Annotated in this window: 13 protein-coding genes, 1 tRNA gene, 1 pseudogene and 1 riboswitch; of the genes and pseudogenes, 9 read left to right on the top strand and 6 right to left on the bottom strand. The window is 67.9% G+C overall.

From position 1 onward, the window contains the following. Positions 1-14: 14 nt before the first annotated feature. On the bottom strand, positions 15-2300 hold the full coding sequence (gene metE, locus CQ393_RS01240; RefSeq protein WP_153189792.1) for a 5-methyltetrahydropteroyltriglutamate--homocysteine S-methyltransferase: 2286 nt from the start codon (positions 2298-2300) through the stop codon (positions 15-17). Between the two features lie 205 nt (positions 2301-2505). Continuing rightward, positions 2506-2744: riboswitch (cobalamin riboswitch) on the bottom strand. A gap of 63 nt (positions 2745-2807) precedes the next feature. Further along, positions 2808-3140: an SMR family transporter gene (locus CQ393_RS01235; RefSeq protein ID WP_153189791.1), complete on the bottom strand. Its 333-nt coding sequence runs from the start codon at positions 3138-3140 to the stop codon at positions 2808-2810. A gap of 150 nt (positions 3141-3290) precedes the next feature. On the opposite strand from CQ393_RS01235, the gene dusA reads away from it, so the two are divergent. The 4 genes and pseudogenes from dusA to CQ393_RS01215 all read left to right on the top strand — a co-directional run bounded on the left by dusA (position 3291) and on the right by CQ393_RS01215 (position 7080). Continuing rightward, the gene (gene dusA, locus CQ393_RS01230) at positions 3291-4319 is read left to right on the top strand and encodes a tRNA dihydrouridine(20/20a) synthase DusA (protein WP_153189790.1); all 1029 of its coding nucleotides are present in this window, start codon (positions 3291-3293) and stop codon (positions 4317-4319) included. A gap of 336 nt (positions 4320-4655) precedes the next feature. Beyond that, positions 4656-4877, top strand: a pseudogene (locus CQ393_RS01225) (hypothetical protein); the annotation flags it as partial. A 70-nt stretch (positions 4878-4947) separates the two neighbouring features. Further along, on the top strand, positions 4948-5631 hold the full coding sequence (locus tag CQ393_RS01220) for a response regulator transcription factor (protein ID WP_004136763.1): 684 nt from the start codon (positions 4948-4950) through the stop codon (positions 5629-5631). A 24-nt stretch (positions 5632-5655) separates the two neighbouring features. Beyond that, entirely contained in the window at positions 5656-7080 is a 1425-nt protein-coding gene (locus CQ393_RS01215) for an ATP-binding protein (protein WP_343199447.1), read from the top strand. An 86-nt stretch (positions 7081-7166) separates the two neighbouring features. On the opposite strand, the gene CQ393_RS01210 is transcribed toward CQ393_RS01215, so the two are convergent. After that, positions 7167-7967 carry a M90 family metallopeptidase gene (locus CQ393_RS01210; protein WP_153189788.1) on the bottom strand — a complete coding sequence of 267 codons (801 nt, stop codon included), beginning with the start codon at positions 7965-7967 and terminating at the stop codon, positions 7167-7169. Continuing rightward, positions 7934-8221, bottom strand: coding sequence for a hypothetical protein (locus tag CQ393_RS01205; RefSeq protein ID WP_228114209.1), 288 nt, complete (start codon positions 8219-8221; stop codon positions 7934-7936). The genes CQ393_RS01210 and CQ393_RS01205 overlap by 34 nt, the downstream gene beginning before the upstream one ends. 117 nt (positions 8222-8338) lie before the next feature. On the opposite strand from CQ393_RS01205, the gene birA reads away from it, so the two are divergent. The 4 genes from birA to CQ393_RS01185 all read left to right on the top strand — a co-directional run bounded on the left by birA (position 8339) and on the right by CQ393_RS01185 (position 10908). After that, on the top strand, positions 8339-9304 hold the full coding sequence (birA, locus tag CQ393_RS01200) for a bifunctional biotin--[acetyl-CoA-carboxylase] ligase/biotin operon repressor BirA (RefSeq protein WP_343199440.1): 966 nt from the start codon (positions 8339-8341) through the stop codon (positions 9302-9304). Then, entirely contained in the window at positions 9301-10038 is a 738-nt protein-coding gene (locus tag CQ393_RS01195) for a type III pantothenate kinase (protein WP_153189785.1), read from the top strand. The genes birA and CQ393_RS01195 overlap by 4 nt, the downstream gene beginning before the upstream one ends. A 9-nt stretch (positions 10039-10047) precedes the next feature. Continuing rightward, entirely contained in the window at positions 10048-10788 is a 741-nt protein-coding gene (locus CQ393_RS01190; RefSeq protein ID WP_153189784.1) for an SPOR domain-containing protein, read from the top strand. A 44-nt stretch (positions 10789-10832) separates the two neighbouring features. Further along, positions 10833-10908, top strand: a tRNA-Thr gene (locus CQ393_RS01185). Positions 10909-11320: 412 nt separating this feature from the next. Here the strand turns inward: CQ393_RS01185 and CQ393_RS01180 are convergent. Together CQ393_RS01180 and CQ393_RS01175 are read right to left on the bottom strand one after the other, a co-directional pair. Then, positions 11321-13213: a sensor histidine kinase gene (locus CQ393_RS01180; RefSeq protein WP_343199446.1), complete on the bottom strand. Its 1893-nt coding sequence runs from the start codon at positions 13211-13213 to the stop codon at positions 11321-11323. Between the two features lie 41 nt (positions 13214-13254). Beyond that, positions 13255-14031: a response regulator transcription factor gene (locus CQ393_RS01175; protein WP_153189782.1), complete on the bottom strand. Its 777-nt coding sequence runs from the start codon at positions 14029-14031 to the stop codon at positions 13255-13257. 236 nt (positions 14032-14267) lie between these two features. Between CQ393_RS01175 and CQ393_RS01170 the strand changes: the two genes are divergently transcribed. Beyond that, a complete protein-coding gene (locus CQ393_RS01170; protein WP_153189781.1) occupies positions 14268-22223 on the top strand; it encodes a GLUG motif-containing protein in 7956 nt (2651 codons plus the stop codon). The last annotated feature ends 32 nt before the right edge of the window (positions 22224-22255 follow it).

Below are 22255 nucleotides of genomic sequence, written 5' to 3'. Positions count from 1 at the left end.
TCCGCTCTGCTCCCTCAGGCCACGGCCGCGCCGCGCAGCACCTTCGCCGCCGCCACCATCGCCTCCAGCGCCGCGCGGGTCTCCGCCCAGCCGCGGGTCTTCAGGCCGCAGTCCGGGTTCACCCACAGTTTCTCCGCCGGCAGCACCTCGGCCGCGCGGCGCAGCAGCTCCACCATCTCGGCGCAGTCCGGGACGCGCGGGGAGTGGATGTCGTACACGCCGGGGCCGACCTGGTTGGGGTAGTCGAAGCGCGCGAACGCATCGAGCAGATCCATGCGCGAGCGCGAGGTCTCGATCGAGATCACGTCCGCGTCCAGCGCCGCCACCGAATCGATGATGTCGTTGAACTGCGCATAGCACATGTGGGTGTGGATCTGGGTGGCGTCGGCCACGCCGCTGGCGGCGATGCGGAATGCCTCCACCGCCCAGTCCAGGTACTGCCGCCGTTGCGCTTGGCGCAGTGGCAGGCCTTCGCGCAGCGCCGGCTCGTCGATCTGGATGGCGGCGATGCCGGCCGCCTCCAGGTCGGCGACCTCGTCGCGCAACGCCAGCGCGATCTGCCGGCAAGTCTGCGCGCGTTCCTGGTCGTCGCGCACGAACGACCACTGCAGCACCGTCACCGGTCCGGTCAGCATGCCCTTCATCGGCCTGTCGGTCAGCGACTGCGCGTACCGCGACCAGCGCACCGTCATCGGCGCCGGGCGGCTGACGTCGCCGTAGATCACCGGCGGCTTCACGCAGCGCGAGCCATAGCTCTGCACCCAGCCGTTGCCGGTGAAGGCGAAGCCGTCGAGCTGCTCGCCGAAATACTCGACCATGTCGTTGCGCTCGAACTCGCCGTGCACCAGCACGTCCAGCCCGATCTGCTCCTGCACGCGCACGCACTGCTCGATCTGCCGTTCGAGGAAGGCCTCGTAGTCGGCGTCGGCGAGCTTGCCGGCCTTGTTGCGGGCGCGCGCTTCGCGCACTTCCTGTGTCTGCGGGAACGAGCCGATGGTGGTGGTGGGGAAGGGCGGCAGGCGCAGCGCCGCGGCCTGCAGCGGCAGGCGCCGCGCATGCGGCGTGGGGCGGGCGGCGTCGGCGGCGGTGAGCGCGGCCACGCGTGCCTTGACCGCGACGTTGTGCACGCGCGGCGAGCGCCGCCGCGCATCGGCCGCTTCGCGCGCCGGCGCCAGTGCCGCCTCGGCGTCGGCGCGCCCGTCGAGCGCATCGGCCAGCAGCTTCAGCTCGCCCAGCTTCTGCCGCGAGAACGCCAGCCAGCTGTGCAGTTCGGGATCGAGCTTTTTCTCCAGCGCCAGGTCGACCGGGCAGTGCAGCAGCGAGCACGATGGCGCCAGCCACAGCGGATCGTCGCCGCGATGGCCGCGCGCGTAGCGGGCGAGGATCAGCGCGTTGTCCAGCGGGTTGCGCCAGATGTTGCGGCCGTCCACCAACCCCAGCGACAGCACGCGCCCGGCCGGCAGCGCGCGCAGCACCGCGTCGAGCTGCTCGGGCGCGCGCACCAGGTCCACGTGCAGGCCCTGCACCGGCAATGACGCCGCCAGCGCGAGATTGTCGTCGAGCGCGCCGAAGTAGGTGGCCAGCAGGATGTCCGGGTGCGGCGTGTCGGCCAGGCGGGTGTAGGCCTGCTGGAAGGCGGCGCGGGCGGCATCGTCCAGGTCCTGCACCAGCACCGGTTCGTCCAGCTGCACCCAGTGCGCGCCCTCGGCCTTCAGCGCTTCGAGCAACTGCGCGTAGACCGGCAGCAGGGCATCGAGCAGGGCCAGCGGGTCGCTGCCGTCGACGGTCTTGGACAGCAGCAGGAAACTCACCGGTCCCAGCAGCACCGGCCGGGTCTGGATGCCCAGCGCCTTCGCCTCGCGGTATTCGGCCAGCGGCTTGTCGCCACGCAGCGCGAAACCCTGGCCGGCCTTCAGTTCCGGCACCAGGTAGTGGTAGTTGGTGTCGAACCACTTGGTCATTTCCAGCGCGTGCAGGTCGATGCCCGGCTGCTGCAGGCCGCGGGCCATGGCGAAGTACGCCGCCAGCGGGTCGTGCGCGGCGAGGGCGCGGTAGCGTGCGGGAATCGCGTCGAACAGGAACGCGGTGTCGAGTACGTGGTCGTACAGCGAGAAGTCGTTGCTCGGCGGCACGTCCACGCCGGCCTCGCGCTGCAGCTTCCAGTGGCGGGCGCGCAGCTGCGCGGCGGTGGCCTGCAGCTGCGCGGCGTCGCTTTCGCCACGCCAGTGGCTTTCCAGCGCGCGCTTGAGTTCGCGGCGCGCGCCGATGCGGGGAAACCCCAGGTTGGTAACGGTTGTCATGGCACTTTCCTCATTGCGTGGGCATTGAGGAACGAAGGAACCGCGCGATGCCGCGCCGGTCCTGTCGGATCAGCCCGCCACCCCGCCAGCGACCTTCGCCCCCGCGGGCGAACCGGGTTCCGGGGCGGAGGCAGGCGGCCGCCGCGCGGCCGCGCGGACGGTTCCGATCGCCTCGCCGCGGAGACGCCAGGTCGAAACAGGAGACGACGCGTCTCCCGGCCCAGGCCGGTATTCGGGCTGATGGACATGGACGCGGCTGCGTCCGCCTAGTGGCCGTCGCTTCCCGGGCCTTGGCCCAGTGCTCGATGACGGCGGTCGTTTCCATTCACCGCTGCGGGGCAGCTCCGGAATGGCGGGCCTTGCGGGCGCGCTTCACCGGATTCCCGTTTAATTCCATCCCTTCATCCGAATGAAGAGATGAATACCTTCGGCGCGCACACGATAGGCGGGCGCGCGCAGCCGGTCAAGCGGCGGCGCGGGTCGGCAAGGCAAACGAGAGGGAAGGGCTCAGTGCGCGGTCGAATGCGAGAACACGTTGATCACCACCACGCCGGCGCAGATCAGCGCGATGCCGACCAGGGCCGGCAGGTCGAGCTTCTGTCCGAACACGAACAGGCCGATCAGCGAGATCAGCACGATGCCCACCCCGGACCAGATCGCATAGGCGATACCGGTTGGTACCGACTTCATCACCATCGACAGCAGCCAGAAGCACAGGCCGTAGCCGATCAGCGAACCCAGCGTCGGCCACAACCGGCTCATGCCGTCGGAGGCCTTGAGCAGCGAGGTGGCGATGACTTCCAGGACGATGGCGCAGGCGAGCAGGAGGTAGGCGTTCATGGGGGCATTCTCGCCCCGCGTGCCTCCGGGCGTCTTGCCACCGTGCTGGGCGCTGCGTTCCATAGCCGTCCGGCGGCGGCGCGGCCCCGTTCAGGCGCTTCGTTTACCCTTGGCATCCCCTGCGCCGCCTTCTGGCCGCAGGCGCAGCCGATGCCCCGTCCGGAAGAATCCGTTTTGCAGCCGAACCACGACCCGCGCTACGCCGCCTCCCTGCGTCTGTCCGTCGCCCCGATGATGGACTGGACGGACACCCATTGCCGGGTGTTCCACCGCATCCTCGCGCCCGGCGCGCGGCTCTATACGGAGATGGTGCACGCCAACGCGGTGATCCATGGCGATCGCCAGCGGCTGCTCGGTTTCGACGCCGGTGAGCACCCGCTAGCGCTGCAGCTGGGCGGCAGCGATCCGGCGCTGCTGGCGCAGGCCGCGCGCATCGCCGCCGACTGGGGCTACGACGAGGTCAACCTCAACTGCGGTTGCCCGTCCGACCGCGTGCAGGCCGGGCGCTTCGGCGCCTGCCTGATGCGCGAGCCGGAGCTGGTCGGCGACTGCGTGGCGGCGATGGCCGCGGCGGTGGACATCCCGGTCACGGTGAAGTGCCGGCTGGGCGTGGACGAGGACAACGACTACGACGCCTTCGCCGCCTTCGTCGACCGTCAGGTGCAGGCCGGCGCGGCGATGGTCGTCGTACACGCGCGCAATGCCTGGCTGCAGGGCCTGTCGCCGAAGGAGAACCGCGAGATCCCGCCGCTGCGCTACGACTGGGCTTACCGGCTCAAGGCCGAGCGCCCGACGCTGCCGGTGGTGCTCAACGGCGGCCTGGCCACCGTCGAGGACGTGCAGGCGCAGCTGGCGCACGTGGACGGGGTGATGCTCGGCCGTGCGGCCTACCACGACCCCTACGTCCTGCACCTGCTCGAAGCGGCGCAGACCGGCGCGCCCCTGCGCAGCCGCGAGGAACTGCTGGCGCAGATGCGCCCCTATGTGGAGGCCCGGCTGCAGGGCGGACTGGCGCTCAAGCACATCACCCGCCACCTGCTCGGGCTGTACCACGGCCAGCCGGGCGGCCGCGGCTTCCGCAAGGTACTCAGCGAGGGCGCCCATCGCCCGGGTGCCGACTGGGCGCTGGTAGAGCAGGCCGTCCAGGTCACCCGCGAGCAGGCGGCACGCGCAGCCTGAAGGGGTGATGCGTATTCATTTTCCTCAGGTAGCTGAACGAAGCGGGTCGCGGACCGGAAGAGTTCAGATCGGATTCACCCCTAAAAATCAAGAATTTGCCTCGATTTCGTGAGCCCCGTGAAAATTTCCGTGGACCCCCGTTTCACGGATTTTGAACGATCCGCCGCAGTCCGATAGGATCACCCCATGCTTCCGGTTCCGCGTCACATTCTTGTCCTTACCGCTGCCGCCGCTCTCGCGGCCGGCATGCCGACGGCGAAGGCCTGGGCCCAGGATGGCGCCGTGCGGGAACCGCCCCGCGCCATCGAGCGGGAAGCCCGGCATGTCCGCACGCAGGATGCCGGCTCGCTTTCCGACGCGGTGCGGCGTGTCCAGCGCGAGACCGGCGGCCGTATCCTCGGCGCCGAGCGCGTGCCGTACGACGGCCGCGACATCAATCGGGTCAAGTACATGGACGACCGCGGCCGGGTGCGCTACATGGACGATACGCCGCGGTCGCCGCGCCCCCCCCGGGTGCCGCGCCAGGCCGAGCTGCCACCACGCGGCGATAACTCCTGAACGGCGATAGTTGTCCCGCAATCCGCATACACATGCCGGTGTCCGCCGGCCAAGCAACTAGGGAGAGTTCATGCGTATCCTTCTGGTCGAAGACGAAGCCCCGCTGCGCGAGACCCTTGCAGCCCGGCTCAAGCGCGAAGGCTTTGCCGTCGATGCCGCGCAGGACGGCGAGGAAGGTCTGTACATGGGCCGCGAGGTGCCGTTCGACGTCGGCATCATCGATCTGGGCCTGCCCAAGATGTCGGGCATGGAGCTGATCAAGGCGCTGCGCGACGAGGGCAAGAAGTTCCCAGTGCTGATCCTGACCGCGCGCTCGAGCTGGCAGGACAAGGTCGAGGGCCTGAAGCAGGGCGCCGACGACTACCTGGTCAAGCCGTTCCACGTCGAGGAACTGCTGGCCCGCGTCAACGCGCTGCTGCGCCGTGCCGCCGGCTGGTCCAAGCCTACCCTGGAGTGCGGCCCGGTCGCGCTGGACCTGGCCGCGCAGACGGTCAGCGTGGCCGGCAGCAACGTCGACCTGACCAGCTACGAGTACAAGGTGCTCGAATACCTGATGATGCATGCCGGTGAACTGGTCTCCAAGGCCGACCTCACCGAGCACATCTACCAGCAGGATTTCGACCGCGATTCCAACGTGCTGGAAGTGTTCATCGGCCGCCTGCGCAAGAAGCTGGATCCGGACGGCGAACTCAAGCCGATCGAGACCGTGCGCGGCCGTGGCTACCGCTTCGCCATCCCGCGCAACGAGGGCTGATCCGCCGCGCGCGGTACGGGCATGATCTACGGCCGTCTGTGGTTTTTCCGGCGCTGGCGGCCGCGTTCATTGCAGGCGCGCCAGCTGCTGGCCGCCTCGGTGGGCCTGGTGGCCTTCCTCGCGCTGGCCGGCTACGCACTGGACGCCGCCTTCGCCGGCACCGCGCGCGCCAATCTTTCCGAGCGGCTGAAGAACTACGCCACTTCCTACGCTGCCGGCATCGACTTCACCCGCGATCGCTCGCTCTACATCCGCGAGCAACCGCCGGATCCGCGCTTCGACGTGCCCGGCAGCGGCCTGTACCTGCAGGTGGTGATGCCCGGCCATTCGGGCAATTCCATGTCCGCCGAGGGGCCGATCCTGCCGGACGTCAGCGCGCGCATGCTGGAGCCGCGCGAGGAGATCTTCGAAGGCCCGCTGCCGATCACCCAGATCGACGGCGCGCCCGGCGAGGTCTACCGCTACGGCATGGGCCTGGTCTGGGGTGGCGATGGCACCCCCGAAACCGAATTTCCCTACACCATCTACGTGCTCGAGGACTCGCGCGCGCTGGGCAAGCAGCTGCGCGTGTTCCGCAGCGCGGTGTGGTTCTGGCTGGGCGTGACCGGCCTGATCCTGCTGCTGCTGCAGACCCTGGTGCTGCAGTGGAGCCTGCGCCCGCTCAAGCGCGTGATCAACGAACTGACCAAGGTGCAGCGCGGCGAGCGCGAGCGCATGAGCGAGATGCACCCGCGCGAGCTGGAACCGCTCACCGACAGCATCAATGCCTTCATCGAGAGCGAGCGCGAGAACCTGGAGCGCCAGCGCAATACCCTGGCCGACCTCGCGCACAGCCTGAAGACGCCGATCGCGGTGCTGCGCACGCAGCTGGACAGCGGCGCCGGCGACGGCGCGCTGCGCGAGGAACTGGACGTGCAGCTCCAGCGCATGAACAACCTGGTGTCCTACCAGCTGGCGCGCGCGGCCTCGTCCGGGCACAAGCTGTTCTCCGCACCGGTGCCGATCGAGGCCAGCGCCGAGGAAATCGTGCGCGGGCTGGAGAAGGTCTACGCCAGCAAGGGCGTGCTGTGCGAGTTCGAGCTGGAGCCGGGCGTCAAGTTCTACGGCGAGCCGGGCGATCTGCAGGAACTGCTGGGCAACCTGCTGGAGAACGCCTTCAAATGGGCGCGGCGCCGCGTGCTGCTGACCGTGCGCGCCATTCCCTGCGCGCCGGGCCGCCGTACCGGCCTGGAACTGGCGGTGGACGATGACGGCCCCGGCATCGCCGAGGAGAACATCGCCAAGGTCCTGCAGCGCGGCGTGCGTGGCGACGAGCGCGTGCAGGGACATGGCATCGGCCTGTCCATCGTGCAGGACCTGATCAAGGACTATCGCGGCGAATTGCAGGTCAAGCGCTCGACCGAACTGGGCGGAGCGCGCTTCGAAGTGACGTTGCCGCCGGGCCTGTGATCCGCGCGCCGGCAATCGGCGGCCGCCGTAGGAGCGACTTCAGTCGCGAACGGGGCCGGGAAAGCCTGTCGCGACTGAAGTCGCTCCTACGGGATTTGCGGCGGGGGTGCGAATGGCGACGGGCCGTAGAAGCGGCGCAGGTGCGCGGCGACCGCCGGCATCTCCCGCTCCAGCAGGTGCGGCGCGGAGAAGTGGTACTCGGTAGCCACGGCGAAGAACTCTTCCGGCGCTTCGGCGGCGTAGGCATCGATCACCGTTTCGCGACCCGCATCCACCTGCGCGCAGAAGGCGTCGTAGCTGCGCTGGAAATCAATGGCCCATTGACGCTGCCAGTCGCGCGGCAGCGGCGGCGTGCCGTCCAGTGCGCCATCCAGCACGTCGATCTTGTGCGCCATCTCGTGCACGGCCACGCAGAAACCCGCCTGCGGCTCGGCGATGTCGGCTTGCACGTCGGCCCACGACAGCAGCAGCGGGCCGCTGTCCCAGGCCTCTCCGATCAGCTCGTCGTCCCACTCGTGCAGGACGCCGGCTGCGTCCAGGTGGCTGCGGCGCACGCGGAACGCTTCCGGGTAGACGACCAGTTCGGACCAGCCGTGCAGGCCGTCGCGCCCGAATTCGATCAGCGGCAGGCAGCACAGCGCGGCCAGCAGCAGGCGTTGGCCCGCATCCAGTTCCAGCCCCGCCACCGGCGTGATGGTCTTGCGCTGCAGGAAATACGCCGCCAGTTCGCGCAGCCGCTGCTCGCGCGTGCCGTCCAGCGCATGCAGCCACGGGCACCCGCGGCGCATGTCCTGCCAGAGCGTTTCGTCGACGGCGGGGGGCGTGCGCCGCCAGCGGCGCAGCAACGACTGGATCAGCGGAACATCCCGGGCAGCAGCCGGTGCCATTTCGGCGCACGCAGCCGCGGGATGACTTCCTCGTCGCTGCCGCCGCCGGCCTGCGGCGGCGCTGGAATGGCGTGCTTGGGCTGGGACGGGGGAGCGGTGTTGGCCAGGTTCACCGAGGCGGCGGGGACCGCCACGCGTTCCACTTCCCCGGGCGCGTAGGTGCAGCCGTTGCGGGCCGGGGTGTCGATCGCCTCCGCGGCATGCGCGGCCACGGGGGCCAACAGCAGGATCAGGCAATGGGCGGTACGGCGCATCGTCGACATCCGGGGGCGGTTGAGCTCCCGATTCTAGCCTGCTTTCCCGGCGGGATTGGAAGGCGGCGGACGCCTTCACGCATAATCGCCCGACCTGTCGCGATCAGAAGGTCCTTCGTGGACGACCGCCAATTGCTGGCCAAACTGGGAGAGGGCGCCCTTTCCGGCGATGCCCTGGCCCGTGGGCTCGGCCAGACCCGGGCCGCGATCTGGAAGCGGATACAGGGCCTGCGGGCAGCCGGCGTGGCCATCGAAGGCCGGGCCGGCGATGGCTACCGGCTGGCGCAGCCGCTGGAGCTGCTGGACCGCGCGCCGATCATGGAGCGCCTGGCGCCGGGCGTGGCCGCTTCGGTCGCCGCCCTGGACATCGCCTGGACGCTGGGCTCGACCAACAGTGAATTGCTGCGGCGCAACGCGCCTTTGCGCGGCGTCGAGATCCTGCTGGCCGAGCGCCAGACCGGCGGTCGCGGCCGCCGCGGCAGGCAGTGGGCCTCGCCGCTGGCCGCCAATGTCTACCTGTCGGTGTCGCGCGCCTTCGCCGGGGGCCTGTCGCGCATGGGCGGACTGAGCCTGGCGGTGGGCGTGGCGGTGGGCGAGGCGCTGCCTGCGCTGGGCTTCGCCGGCGCCGGCCTGAAGTGGCCCAACGACATCCTGGTCGATGGCCGCAAGCTGGGCGGCCTGCTGGTGGAGGGCGGTGGCGAGTTCGCCGGCCCGGCGCGCGCGGTCATCGGGCTCGGCCTGAACGTGCGCATGCCCGCCGGCAGCGCCGCCGATATCACCCAGCCCTGGGTCGACCTGGACACGCTGGCCGGCGCGCCGGTGTCCCGCAACGCGGTGGTCGCGGCCGTGCTGTCGCATCTGCTGCCGGCGCTGGACCAGTTCGAACGGCAGGGCCTGGCGCCGTTCCTGCCGCGCTACGCGGCGCTGGACGTGCTGGCCGGCCGGCCGGTGCGGGTAGAGGAAGCGGGCACCCTGCATGAAGGCATCGCGCTTGGCTTGGCCGAGGATGGCGCGTTGCGCATCTCCAGCGACGGCGGCGAACGCCATTTCCATGCCGGAGAAGTCAGCGTGAGGGCGCAATGAGCGACTGGCTGTTCGATCTGGGCAACTCGCGTTTCAAGTTCGCGCCGCTCGAAGGCGCCGCCGCCGGCAGCGCGCAGGCGTGGGCCCACGGCGCCGAAGCGATGACCGCGGCGGCGCTGGACGCCCTGCCGCGTGGCGATACCGCCTGGGTGGCCAGCGTCGCTGCGCCGGCCCTGACCGCGACCGTGATGGACCTGCTGCGCGCCCGCTTCGCACGCGTGCAGGTGGCGCGGACCCTGCCGCAGTGCGCGGGCGTGACGATCGCCTACGCGCGCCCGGAGAAACTCGGCGTCGATCGGTTCCTGGCATTGCTCGCCGCGGCCACCGCGCGGCGCCCGGTGCTGGTGGTCGGCGTCGGCACGGCGCTGACCATCGACCTGATGGACGCGGACGGGCGCCACCATGGCGGCCGCATCGGCGCTTCGCCCACCGTCATGCGCGAAGCACTGCACGCGCGTGCGGTGCAGTTGCCGGCCGCTGGCGGCGACTACGCCGAGTTCGCCAACGACACCGCCGACGCGCTGGCATCCGGCTGCGATGGCGCGGCGGTGGCGCTGGTCGAACGCAGCCTCCGGCTTGGCGCCGATCTGCTCGGCGCAGCGCCCGCGCTGGTGATGCATGGCGGTGGCGCGCCGCTGCTGCTGCCGCTGTTGCCGCAGGCGGAACACCAGCCGGCGCTGGTGCTGGACGGACTGGCGCGCTGGGCCGTGCACCAGCGGCCGCCGGGACGCTAGGATCGCGCCATGCTGATCCGTTTCCTGATCGTCGCACTGGCCATCCTCAACCTCGGCGTCGCGCTGTGGTGGATGGTTCCGCGTCCTACGCCCGCCCTTGCGTCCGAGGCCAGCGAAGCCGGCGTTGCGACGCTGGAACTTGTTCCCATGGATGCGCCCGCAGCAACGGTGCCGCCACCGGCCCCGGACGTGGTGGCGCTGGCCCCGTCGACCGTTGCGTCCAAGGCGTCCCCAGAAACCGGAAAAGCCGTCGTAGCGACCGAACCTACCGTGCCGTCGCCGACACCGGAACGCTGCTCCAGTTTCGGGCCGTTCGACAGCCAGGAGAGCGCGCAGTCGGCGGTGACCGCGCTGGGTGCGGACGCGCTCCGTTCGCATGTGCGCGAAGTGCCGCCCAAGGCGGCGACCAGCTTCCGCGTTCTCATCCCGCCGGCGCCCAGCCGCGAGGAAGCGCAGGCGATGGTGAAGCGCATCGCCGATGCCGGTTTCAACGACTACTTCATCATTGCCCAAGGCGACGACGCCAACGCGGTGGCATTGGGCCAGTACCGGAACCGCGAGGGTGCCGAGCGGCGCCTGGCCGCGCTGACGGCCGCAGGCTTTCCCGCGCGGATCGTCGACAACGGCGCCGGTGCCGCCGTCCTCTGGTGGCTGGACGCGGCCCATGCCGGCACCGTCGCCGCGACGGACCTGCAGAAGCGCAGCGGCGCCCCGCAGCGCCAATCGCTCGACTGCGCCCGCCTGCGCTAGAATGCCGGCCGGATGCGCCGCAACGGCGCATGCCCCGGACCATCGCCGCTTTAGCTCAGTCGGTAGAGCAACTGTCTTGTAAACAGTAGGTCATCCGTTCGATTCGGATAAGCGGCACCACTCTGAAATCGCTGAAACGCTTTGGAGATAGGCGTTTCAGAGAGAAAGACCAGTGTCGCGCGCTGGCCTTTTTGATCTTCTGGGAAATTCAGTGACGTTTAGATGGTCTCCCGATCAGAACGCGATGGCTGTTCCGGCCACGTGCCGATGCGCCCTGCGTCGATTGCTTCTGGCTCGATTCCGGCTCCACGAGGTTGCATGGATGGGAGTGGACACCTTCGCAAGTGGGCCTTGGGAGAGGTGAATCGGACCATTGCCCATCATCAAAGTGAAGCCGAACTTCCATGCCGGATGATGGGCCACGGTACGTTGCTCAGGCGGTTGGTTGTCCAACCCACGGAGATGTCTGCTATGCAGCGGAGTGACGGCTGCCGGCTTCGCCGGGAAGTTCTTCACAGGAACGGTTCGGCAATTACGGGTGACCTTGCAGGAATATTTCAACCTCCAGCCCGGAGCCGATGTTGGAATGGGCTGTCAGGCGACCGCCATGGGCTTCCACGATGCGCCGGGTGAAGTGATAGCCCAGCCCGCTTCCCTTCTTTCCCAGCGATGCGGTTCCCCGGAAATAGGGCGTGCCGAGTTTGTCCAACTCGTCCTGGCCCATACCGGGTCCTCGATCGGAAACCCGGATGCGCAGCCCCGCGCCATCCAGTGTAGCGGCGAGTTCCACCGGGCTTTGCGGTGGCGAATAGCGCAGGGCGTTGGCGAGCAGGTTTCCGATGGCCACTCCCACCAATGTTGGATCGAGCATGAAGTCGCCATCCGGACATTCACCCAAACGCAGGCGCCCGATTGCCGTCTCTTCCTGCCGCTCGATCGCCTCTTCAAGCAAGCCTCGAACGGACCATGGCACCGGCGACACTTCAAGCGCGCCATGGTCCAGCGCTTCGGTCATCAGGAAGTGCTCGACGAAGCCGGAAAGCGTCGCCGCGTTGCCGCGGATCTGCGCCAGCCGCTGCGCTTCCGGCGAGGCAAGCCCGGGCATCTTGATCTGGATCATCTGCGCGGCACGGTCGATGGCGGCCAACGGGTTGCCGAACTCATGTGACAGCATCGCCACGAATCGCCGCTGCTCCTCCGAGCGGCGGGTGGCGAGGGCGGCCTCCTGCTCGGCGGCCGCCTTGTCGTACTGCAACTGGCGCAGGCGCAGCGCCAGGCCGTAACTCATCACCAGCACATGCGCCAGCGGCGCGATCTGGTAGAAATTGGTGGTCACCGCGTTCTGCGACAGCAGTCCCCAGTTGGCAGTGGTGTTGATCGTGGTACCCAGTGCCGGGATCACGAATGCGACGAAATAGACCAGCAGTTCGCCGCGTCGGCTTGATCGCCATGAACGCAGCAGCAGTCCCATGCTGATGAAGAAATTGAGGCTGTTCAGGGCATTGGCGAGCTTGACCACCCACAGCAGCCACTCGCCCACCAGGAATGGCAGCAACGCGAACGGCAACAGCGCCAGGTTCAGGGCGAGGGTGGCCAGGAACAAATGGTGGACGCGCGGGTAGTTCCTCTTCAGGTCCAGCAGCCTGTCCCACATCAACACGATGGAGGCGGCCCCGCCCAGCCATCCGATGCGCGGCAGGGCATCGGTGAACCACTCCGCATGCGCGCTCAGCAGAACCGGAAGATAGCCGTTGGTGCCCAGGTTGAACAGTATCTGCGAAGCGACATAAGCAGCGTAAGCCGACATCACCACATCGCGCAGGCGCGCCCCGAGGATGGCGTAGAGCACCGCCGCGATCAGCAGGATGCCGAAGTACATGCCTCGGTAGAAATTGCTGCGGGTTTCATCGGCGGTGAACGCTTCCACCTGCCAGATATCGGCCTGCACATTGATGGCGTTGGTGGTGCGCACCCGGATATAGACATGCATGCCGCCGAATACTTCGACCGGCAACGCGAACTGGCGCGTGCGCAGCGGGCGGTTTTCGTAGGGGCGGTGGTAACCCATCGCATGATGCGCGAATCCGCCGCCGCGCTTCTCCACCCATACATCGACCTCCTCAAGCTCGGGCGTACCGATGACCAGCACCCAGCGCGGCGGCGCGTCCGCCGTCGGCGTCAACTGGACGCGGAACCAGTGCGCATCGGTGTCATATCCCAGGCTGCGCGCGCCTGGCAGGCGCACGAAACGGCTGCGGGCGAACTCCGGCCGTGACACCGCCTCGAACGGCAGCGTACCGGTGGCATCGGCGAAATGCTCCAGCCGGCCCGCGAGCGACAGGCGCGGCACATCCGCGCTCAGCCGCAAGGCCGGCTCCTGCGCCATTGCCGATACCGGCCACGAGAACAGGACGGACAGCAGCACCGGCAATATGACGCACCACACACGCGCCGCCGCATCCCGCTTCACTGCTCGATCTCGCAGTTCCCGGTAAAGGTATAGCCCCTTCCATAACTTGGACGAAGTGGCAGATCCCTGCCGCAGGCCGCCTGCACCTTGCGCCGCAGACGACTGGCAGTGTTGTCCAGATTGCGCAGGTTGGACAGCGTGGCCTGCTTTTCCATGCCTGCCAGCAGGGCTTCGCGCGTCACTGCCCGCCCGGGCGTTCCGCACAATGCCGTCAGCAATGCCACCTCCGGATGGGTCAGGTCCAGTAAAGTTCCATCGGGCGTCGACAACCGCCAATGCCGGATATGCAGCCGCCAATGGCCCCCGGCGCCGTTCCTGCCCAGCCGGCGCAGCACGCTGTGGCAGGCCGCCTCGATCACCTCCAGCGAACTGCGTTTGGAAAGGTAGACATCCGCACCGGCGTTCAAGCCGAGCACCTGGTCGTCGTTCGCATCCAGCGCGGTCAACATCACTACTCCTGGCATGGCCGCGGCCTCGCCGCAGGCACGCACCTGCTGCACGATATCCAGACCGCTCATGCCCGGCAGGGCCACGTCCAGCAGCAGCAGGTCGAAAGACAGCGCCGGCCACGTCTCGAAGAACGCCTCGGCACTGCTGAAGCTCCGTGTGCTGAAGCCACGCAGGTCGAGGAACTCGGCCAGGTCGGCAAGCAGTTCCGGGTTGTCTTCGACGATGGCGATGCGATGGCGGGGCATGCGTGTATGTCCTGTTGGCCCTTTCGATGAATTCAATGGAGCAGGGAGCAACCCGGTTTTGTCCTGGCTGGAATGCATCGCGCCTGCAGGAGAAGCCCCCTCGACAAGTGTAGGTACATCGCTCCGTGTCGACAGGTTTTGACAGCATCTGCCAGAAATGAAGCGTTCGTGATGCCGCTCGCACTTTCTATCATCACTACCTGATCACGGGCGGTGATCGTCATCCCCGTGCGGGGCAGGGCATGCGTGGCGTCTACCGCCACGGTTCATCGCCGCCCCGATTTGCAGCTTCCAGATAATCCCGGGGAAAACCGATGAATCACATCTACCGCACCGTCTTCAACCGGGCGCTGGGCGTCTGGCAGGTCGTCGCCGAGATCGCCAGCGCCCAGGGCAAGGGCCGCAGCGCCGGCCATGGCGGCAGGCATGCCCTGCACCTGCTCGCCCTGCTGCCGTTGTCGGTCTGGGCCTCGCTGGCATCGGCTGCATCGCCTTCCGCGACCAGCGCCGCCGATGGCCTGCGTGGCGGTGCAACCGTCCAGGCTCCGCGGGTGCCTGCCACCACCTTGCCCAGCGGCGGCACGGTCAGCGCCGGCAGCGGCAGCATCACCCAGGGCGGGGCGGCGATGACCATCGCCCAGCAGTCGCAGAACCTGGCCATCAATTGGCAGAGCTTCGACATCGGTCGCGATGCCAGCGTCACCTTCCTGCAGCCCAACAGCAGCGCCATCGCCCTGAACCGCGTGCTCGGCACCGAGGGCTCGCAGATCCTCGGCCAGCTCAAGGGCAACGGCCAGGTGTGGGTGATCAACCCCAATGGCGTGCTGTTCGGCAGCACGGCGCAGGTCAGCGTCGGCGGGCTGGTGGCGTCCACGCTGGGGCTGTCCGATACCGATTTCATGGACGGCAAGCGTACGTTCGCCGGCAGCGGCGGCCGTGTGGTCAACCAGGGGCGCATCGACGCCGGCCATGTCGCCCTGCTCGGCGAAACCGTGCGCAACGAAGGCGTCATCGCCGCGCGGCTCGGTACCGCCGCGCTGGCGGCAGGCAATACCGTGACGCTGGATTTCGCCGGCGACCAGCTGCTCAACGTGCAGGTGGACGAAGGCGCGCTGCATGCGCTGGCCGACAACCGCGGCCTGATCCAGGCCGATGGCGGCACTGTGCTGATGACCGCGAGGGCGAAGGATGCGCTGCTGGACACCGCGGTCAACAACAGCGGCGTCATTCGCGCCCGTACCGTGGAAAACCGCAACGGCCGCATCCTGCTGCTCGGCGACATGGACAGCGGTACGGCCAGCATCGCCGGCACGCTAGATGCCAGTGCGCCCGATGGCGGCAACGGCGGTTTCATTGAAACGTCCGCCGCAAGCGTCAACATTGCCGAAACCGCCGTCATCACCACGAAGGCGACTGACGGCCAAAGCGGCACTTGGCTGATCGACCCCAACGACTTCACCGTGGCCGCCAGCGGCGGCAACATGACCGGCGCGGCGGTCAGCAATGCACTGAACAACAACGGCAACTTCATCATCCAGACCGCCACGATGGGTACGACCGGCGGCAATGGCGACATCCACGTCAACGACGCCATCAACTGGAGCAGCAACAGCACGCTGACGCTGGACGCCGAGCGCAGCATCAACATCAACGCCGCCGTCACCGCCACCGGCAGCAATGCCGGGCTGGCGGTGCTGTTCAACCAGGGCGCGGGCATCAGCGACGGCCATTTCTACGTCAACGGCACGGTCAATCTGCCGCTCACCGGCAGCCTGTCCGTCAACGGCCAGAGCTATGTCCTGATCGACAGCCTTGCCGGGCTGACCGACCTCGGCAACCACTACGCGCTGGTCGGCGACATCGACACCCCGGTCACCGCCGCGCTCGGCAACCTGGGCGGCACGCTGGAAGGCCTGGGCCACCGCATCGGCAACATCAACCTGAGCGGCGTGGCAGATGATCTCGGGTTGTTCAACGCCATCAATACCGGTGCCCAGGTACGTAACCTCAAGCTGGCCGGCAGCGTGACCGGCAGCGGCACCTACACCATGGGCCTGCTCGCGGGCCACAACTACGGCACCGTCGCCAACGTCCATGCCAGCGGCACGGCCACTGCCATCACCAACCACACCGACATCGGTGGGCTGGTAGGCGTACACGGATACAGCGGCCTGATGTTCGATTCCTCGGCCGACGTGACGGTCACGGGAGCCTGGGGCAGCTACACCGGTGGGCTGGTGGGCAACGCCAACGGCGGCGACATCCATCGCAGCCATGCCACCGGCGCGGTCAGCGGCGGCGAGAGCATCGGGGGCCTTGTCGGCTACGTGACCAACGCCAGCATCATCGACCACAGCTACGCCACCGGCACGGTCACCGGCGGCGACTTCGCCGTCGGCGGGTTGATCGGCAGGACCAACGGCAACGCCCACATAAGCCACGTGTACGCCACCGGCGCGGTCAACGGCACCGGCGCGCTCAATGCCGGTGGCTTGGTCGGCTACTACATGGACATCACGCTCAGCGATGTATGGGCCAGCGGCGCGGTCACCGGCGGCACCAACCACGGCGGGCTGATCGGCAGGGCCGCCAACAACCTCGCGCTGACCAACGCACGCTGGAACACAGAAACCACGGGGCAGAGCGATGCCATCGGCGTACAGGAATCGTGGCTGACCTACACCCCCACCAACGTCGCCGGCCTGACCACCGCGCAGATGCGCGACGTTGCCAACTGGGGCGGCTTTGCCACCGGTACGCCGGGCGGCGATGGCTGGGTGCTGCTGGACGGCGTGCTGCCAATGCTGGCCTCGGAATGGTCAACCACCATCCGCACCGTCCACCAATTGCAGCTGATGGCGCTGGACCCGACCGCCCACTACATCCTCGCCAACGACATCGACGCCAGCGCCACCAACGGCCAGGACGTGTGGCTGGGCAGCAGTTTCAGGCCCGTGGGCAATATCTTCGACAACTTCACCGGCAGTCTGGACGGCCTGTACCACCGCATCGACAACCTGTACATCAACAGGAGCGGCGCCAACTACGTCGGGCTGTTCGGTTTCATCGACGGCGGCACGGTCCGCAACCTGGGCTTGAACAACGTCAACGTCACCGGCTTCAACTATGTTGGCGGCCTGGCCGGTTCGGCCACCGACTCGCTCATCAACAACGTCTATGTGACCGGCACCGTCGCCGGCAACGGTGACGTCGGCGGGCTGGTTGGCCTGCTGACCACCACCGACAACAACAAGGGCATCAGCGATGCCTACAGCGCCGCCGCCGTTTCCGGCCAGGTTGAGGTCGGCGGGCTGGTCGGCCTCTATCAAGGCCTGAACGGCTACATCACCCGCACCTACGCTACCGGCGTGGTGACCGGCAGCAGCGATGTTGGCGGGCTGGTCGGCAAGATGCAGGGCACTGCCAGCCTTGACCAGAGCTTCTACGCCACCACCAATGCCGGCGGCAGCACCATCAACAGCGGTGGGGCATTCAATACGCTGGGCACGGGCAGGACGCTGGCCCAACTCAAACAGCTTTCCACTTTCAGCGGCTGGGGCGGCGCCCTCTCCGGCAACGGCGGCGAGAACACCGCCTGGCGCATCTACGACGGCGACACCACGCCGCTGCTGCGCGGCTTCCTGAAACAACTGACGGCGAGCGCGACGCCCGACTACGACGGTTCCGGCGCGCACCTCGCCAATATCGGCAGTGCCTCGCTCAATGGCATCCCCAGCGGCGCGCACATCTTCGGCACGCCCGCGTTCGTCCAGGGCGACACTCTGACCCTCACCAGCACCCGCGCCGGCGAATACACCGCCACCAGCAACGCCACGGTAAGCGGGCTGTATTCGGACCAGCAGGGTTACGACATCAGCTTTGGCGCAAGCCGCACCATCAGCACGCCCGGCAGCGCGGCGGGCGAGGTGCAGCTGGACAACGGCGCGGCATGGACCAACGGCACGCTGGTGATAAACACCACCGGCAACGTCAGCGCCAACGCCGCCATCAGCGGCGGCGCGGGTAGCGTGTTCCGCATGGTGAACGGGGCGTGGGTGCAGAACGCCACCACCCTGCCCGGTTTTGCGGTCAACGACTTCCAACTGGCAGGCGGCTCGTTCCTGCGCGCCACCGGCGGCGACGGCAGCAGCGCGACGCCGTGGCGGCTGGCCGACGTGTACGGTCTGCAAGGCATGACCGGCCTGCTCGGCAACCACTTCGCGCTCGCCGGCGACATTGACGCCAGCGGCACGGCCAACTGGAACTGCGACGCCGCTGGCACAAACTGCGCCGGCTTCGTGCCGGTGGGTACCAGTGGCAACGCCTTCACCGGCAGCTTGAACGGCAACGACCATGCCATCGGCGACCTCACCATCAATCGCGCCACGCAGGAGTACGTGGGCCTGTTCGGTTACACACTGGGTGCCAGCCTGCGCGACATCGGTTTGAGCAATGTTGCGATAACGGGCCGGGGCTACACCGGCGGCCTGGTCGGCTGGGCGCAAGGCACGAGCATCAACGACAGCTTCGTGGCGAGTGGGCAGGTCACTGCGCGGGCGTATGCAGGTGGCTTGGCGGGCGCGATTATCCACGGCAGCCATATCCAGGGCAGCTACGCTGGCGCGAATGTCGAATCCACGACGTCCACCGGGGATGGCATCGTCGGCGGTCTGGTAGGCGTGCAGTCCTATACCAGTTCCATCAGCAACAGTTATGCGACAGGCAATGTGGAGGCAAACCTTGGCAACTGGTCGGGGGGATCCTGGGCGGGCGGTCTGGTCGGCTTGCTGGTCGAAGGCCCGATCAGCAACAGCTATGCCACCGGTAGCGTAAGCGGCAACAACGCGTTGGGCGGGCTGGTGGGTGAGCAGTTGGGCGGAACGGTCAGCAACAGCTACGCCACCGGCACGGTGAGCGGCAATAACACGCTGGGTGGCCTGATCGGCCACCGGCAGAGCGGCACGGACAGCGGCAGCTTCTACGCCACCACCGATGCCGGTGGCAGCGCCATCAACAGCGGCGCGGCATTCAACACGCTGGGCGTGGGTAAGACGCTGGCCGAACTCAAGCAGCTTTCCACCTTCATCTCCGCCGGCTGGGATATTTCCAACGTGGGCGGCGACGGCAAGGTGTGGCGCATCTACGACGGCGACATCACGCCGCTTCTGCGCAGCTTCCTGAAACAACTGACGGTGAGCGCGACGCCGGATTACGACGGCTCCGGCTCGGCGCTGGCCAATATCGGAAGCACCACGCTGACCGGCGTACCCAGCGGGCCACACATCCATGGGACAGCCAGCATTACCGCCGGCGATACCCTGACGCTGGGCAGCACCCAGGCCGGGCAATACATCGTCACCAGCAATGCCACGGTGAGCGGCCTGTATTCCGACCAGCAGGGTTACGACATCGTCTTCGACAGCAGCCGCACCATCAGTACCCCCGGCAGTGCGGCCGGCGAGGTGCGGCTGGACAACGGCGTGGCATGGACCAACGGCACGCTGGTGATCGACACCACCGGCAACGTCAGCGCCAACGCCGCCATCAGCGGCGGCGCGGGCAGCGTGTTCCGCATGGACAACGGCGCGTGGGTGCAGAACACCGCCACCCCGCCGGGCTTTGCGGTCAACGACTTCCAACTGGCGGGCGGCTCGTTCCTGCGTGCCACCGGCGGCGACGGCAGCAGTGCGACGCCGTGGCTGCTGGCCGACGTGTACGGCCTGCAAGGCATGGCCGGCCTCCTCGGCAACCACTTCGCGCTTGCCGGCGATATCGACGCCAACGGTACGGCCAACTGGAACTGCGACGCCGGTGGCGCGAACTGCGCCGGCTTCGTACCGGTGGGTACCAATGGCAACGCCTTCACCGGCAGCTTCAACGGCAACGACTTCGCCATCGAGGGTTTGACCATCAACCGCGGCGCGCAGGACTACGTTGGCCTGTTCGGCTATGCCAATGGCTCGCTGCGCAACGTTACCCTGAGTGGCGGCAGCACCAGCGGCAAGGACTACGTAGGCGCACTGGCCGGTTACACCGACGCCGCCGGCACCGTGCAGGACAGCCATGTCAGTGCCAGTGTGCAGGGCGTTGACTATGTGGGCGGGCTGGTGGGTTTTGCGCGTGCGGCGGTGAGCAACAGCCATGCGCAAGGCAATGTGACCGGCAGCCAACACGTGGGCGGGCTGCTGGGTCGCTTGTTCATGAGCAGCCTCGGCAACAGCTACGCCACCGGCAATGTCAACGGTACTGGCAACGTCGGCGGGCTGGTGGGTTCGGCCAACGGAAGCAACATCGACAACAGCTATGCCGTCGGCAATGTCGAAGCCACTGGCGACAATGTGGGCGGACTGGTGGGCCATAACGGCAGCACCGACATCCGCAACAGCTACGCCAGCGGCAATGTCAGCGGCAACCAGCGGGTAGGCGGCCTGGTCGGCCACAACCATCAAGTCGCTGCCCCCGACGCCAGCGACATCACCAACAGCTATGCCAGTGGCCTTGTCACGGGCAACGGCGACACCGGCGGCTTGGTCGGCAACAACACCTTTATGCATGTGGGCGGCGCGATCCACCAATCCGGCACCATCACCGCCAGCTTCTGGAACCTCGACACCTCCGGCCAGACCAGCAGCGCCGGCGGCGGCACTGGCATCACCACCGCGCAGATGCAGCAGTTGTCCACCTTCACCGATGCCGGCTGGGACATTTCCGCCGTGGGCGGCGACGGCAAGGTGTGGCGCATCTACGAAGGACAGACCGCGCCGCTGCTGCGCAGCTTCATGACCGCCGTCACCGTCACCCCGGGCGCGATCAGCGGAGGCAAGACCTACGACGGCCAGATCGCCAGTGGCATGGCGGGCAGCTACACCACCAGTACGCTGGTGGACGCCCGCCTGATAGGCGGCACCCTCGGTTATGCCACCGACGGTGCCGACGCCGGCACCTACAGCGTCGCCAATGGCAAGCTGCGCCTAGATGGCCTGCATTCCGGGCAACAGGGCTACGACATCAGCTACGGCGGCACCGCCAGCCTGACCATCAACAAGGCCGCGCTGGTCGTCACCGCCAACAATGCCGGTAAGAGCTACGACGGCATCGCGTGGACCGGTGGCAACGGCGTGAGCTACAGCGGCTTCGTCAACGGCGAGGACGCCGCCGTTCTGGGCGGCACGCTGGCCTGGGGCGGCAACAGCCAGGGCGCGGTGAACGCCGGCACCTACGTCATCAGCGCCAACGGCCTGAGCAGCAGCAACTACGCCATCAGCTATGTCGATGGCGCGCTGACCATCGACCCGCGCACGCTGGCCATCGTCGTCAACCTCACCGGCACGGTGCGCAAGACCTACGACGGCACCACCGACGCCACGCTGGACGCCAGCAACTTCCTCGTCACCGGCTGGGTGGGCAGCGACGGTGCCACCATTATCGCCACCAGGGGCCTTTACGAGGACGCCAATGCCGGCACCGGCAAGAGCGTCACCGTCGATCTGACCCTGGCCGACTACCTCGCCAACGCCGGTACCAACCTCGCCAACTACGTCCTGCCGATGCAGGTCAGCGGCAACGTCGGGGTGATCGACAGGGCGGCGCTGACCGTCGGCACTTCCGACGTGACCAGGATCTACGACGGCACCACATCCGCTGCCGGAAAGGCCATCGTCCTTGGCGGCCGGTTGTTCGGCGATGACGCCATCAGCGGCGGCAGCTTCGCCTTCACCGACAAGAATGCAGGTACCGGCAAGACCGTCACGGTCGGTGGGGTGACCGTGGATGACGGCAACGGCGGCGGCAACTACGACATCACCTACGCCAGCAACACCAACAGCGCCATCCTGCAGAAGACGGTGACCATCGGTGGCGGCTTCGATGCCCGGGACAAGCTCCACGATGGCAGCGACCGCGCCACCATCGGCCGCAACGCACTGGCGCTGCAGGGCGCGGTCGCTGGCGATGCGTTGACGGTGGACTGGCAGGCGGCGTTCGCCGATGCCGCCCAGGGCACGGACAAGACCGTCACCCTGCGCGGCACCGCGCTGGCCGGCGGCGACAGCGGCAACTACCTGCTCGACCTGGCCGGCGCGCCTACCGCCGTCGCCAGCATCCTGGGAATGCCTTTCGGTGCCGAAGGCGGGCGTTATGCCGGCGCGACGCGATCGGCCCAGGTCGACGGCACTTGGGGTTCCGGCCACACGGCGACCGTACCCGCGATTTCGATCCAGCAGTGCGGCCAGAACCTGCCCGCGCCGCTGGTCCGGGACTGCCGCCTCTGATCGCCAGGAATGCCCGGCGCCACGCAACCATC

Origin of the sequence: Stenotrophomonas sp. MYb238, assembly GCF_009496535.1 — a bacterium.
Classification (GTDB): Bacteria; Pseudomonadota; Gammaproteobacteria; order Xanthomonadales; family Xanthomonadaceae; genus Stenotrophomonas.
The sequence above is the reverse complement of the archived record's forward strand: the minus strand, read 5'-3'. Positions and strand labels throughout refer to the sequence as shown.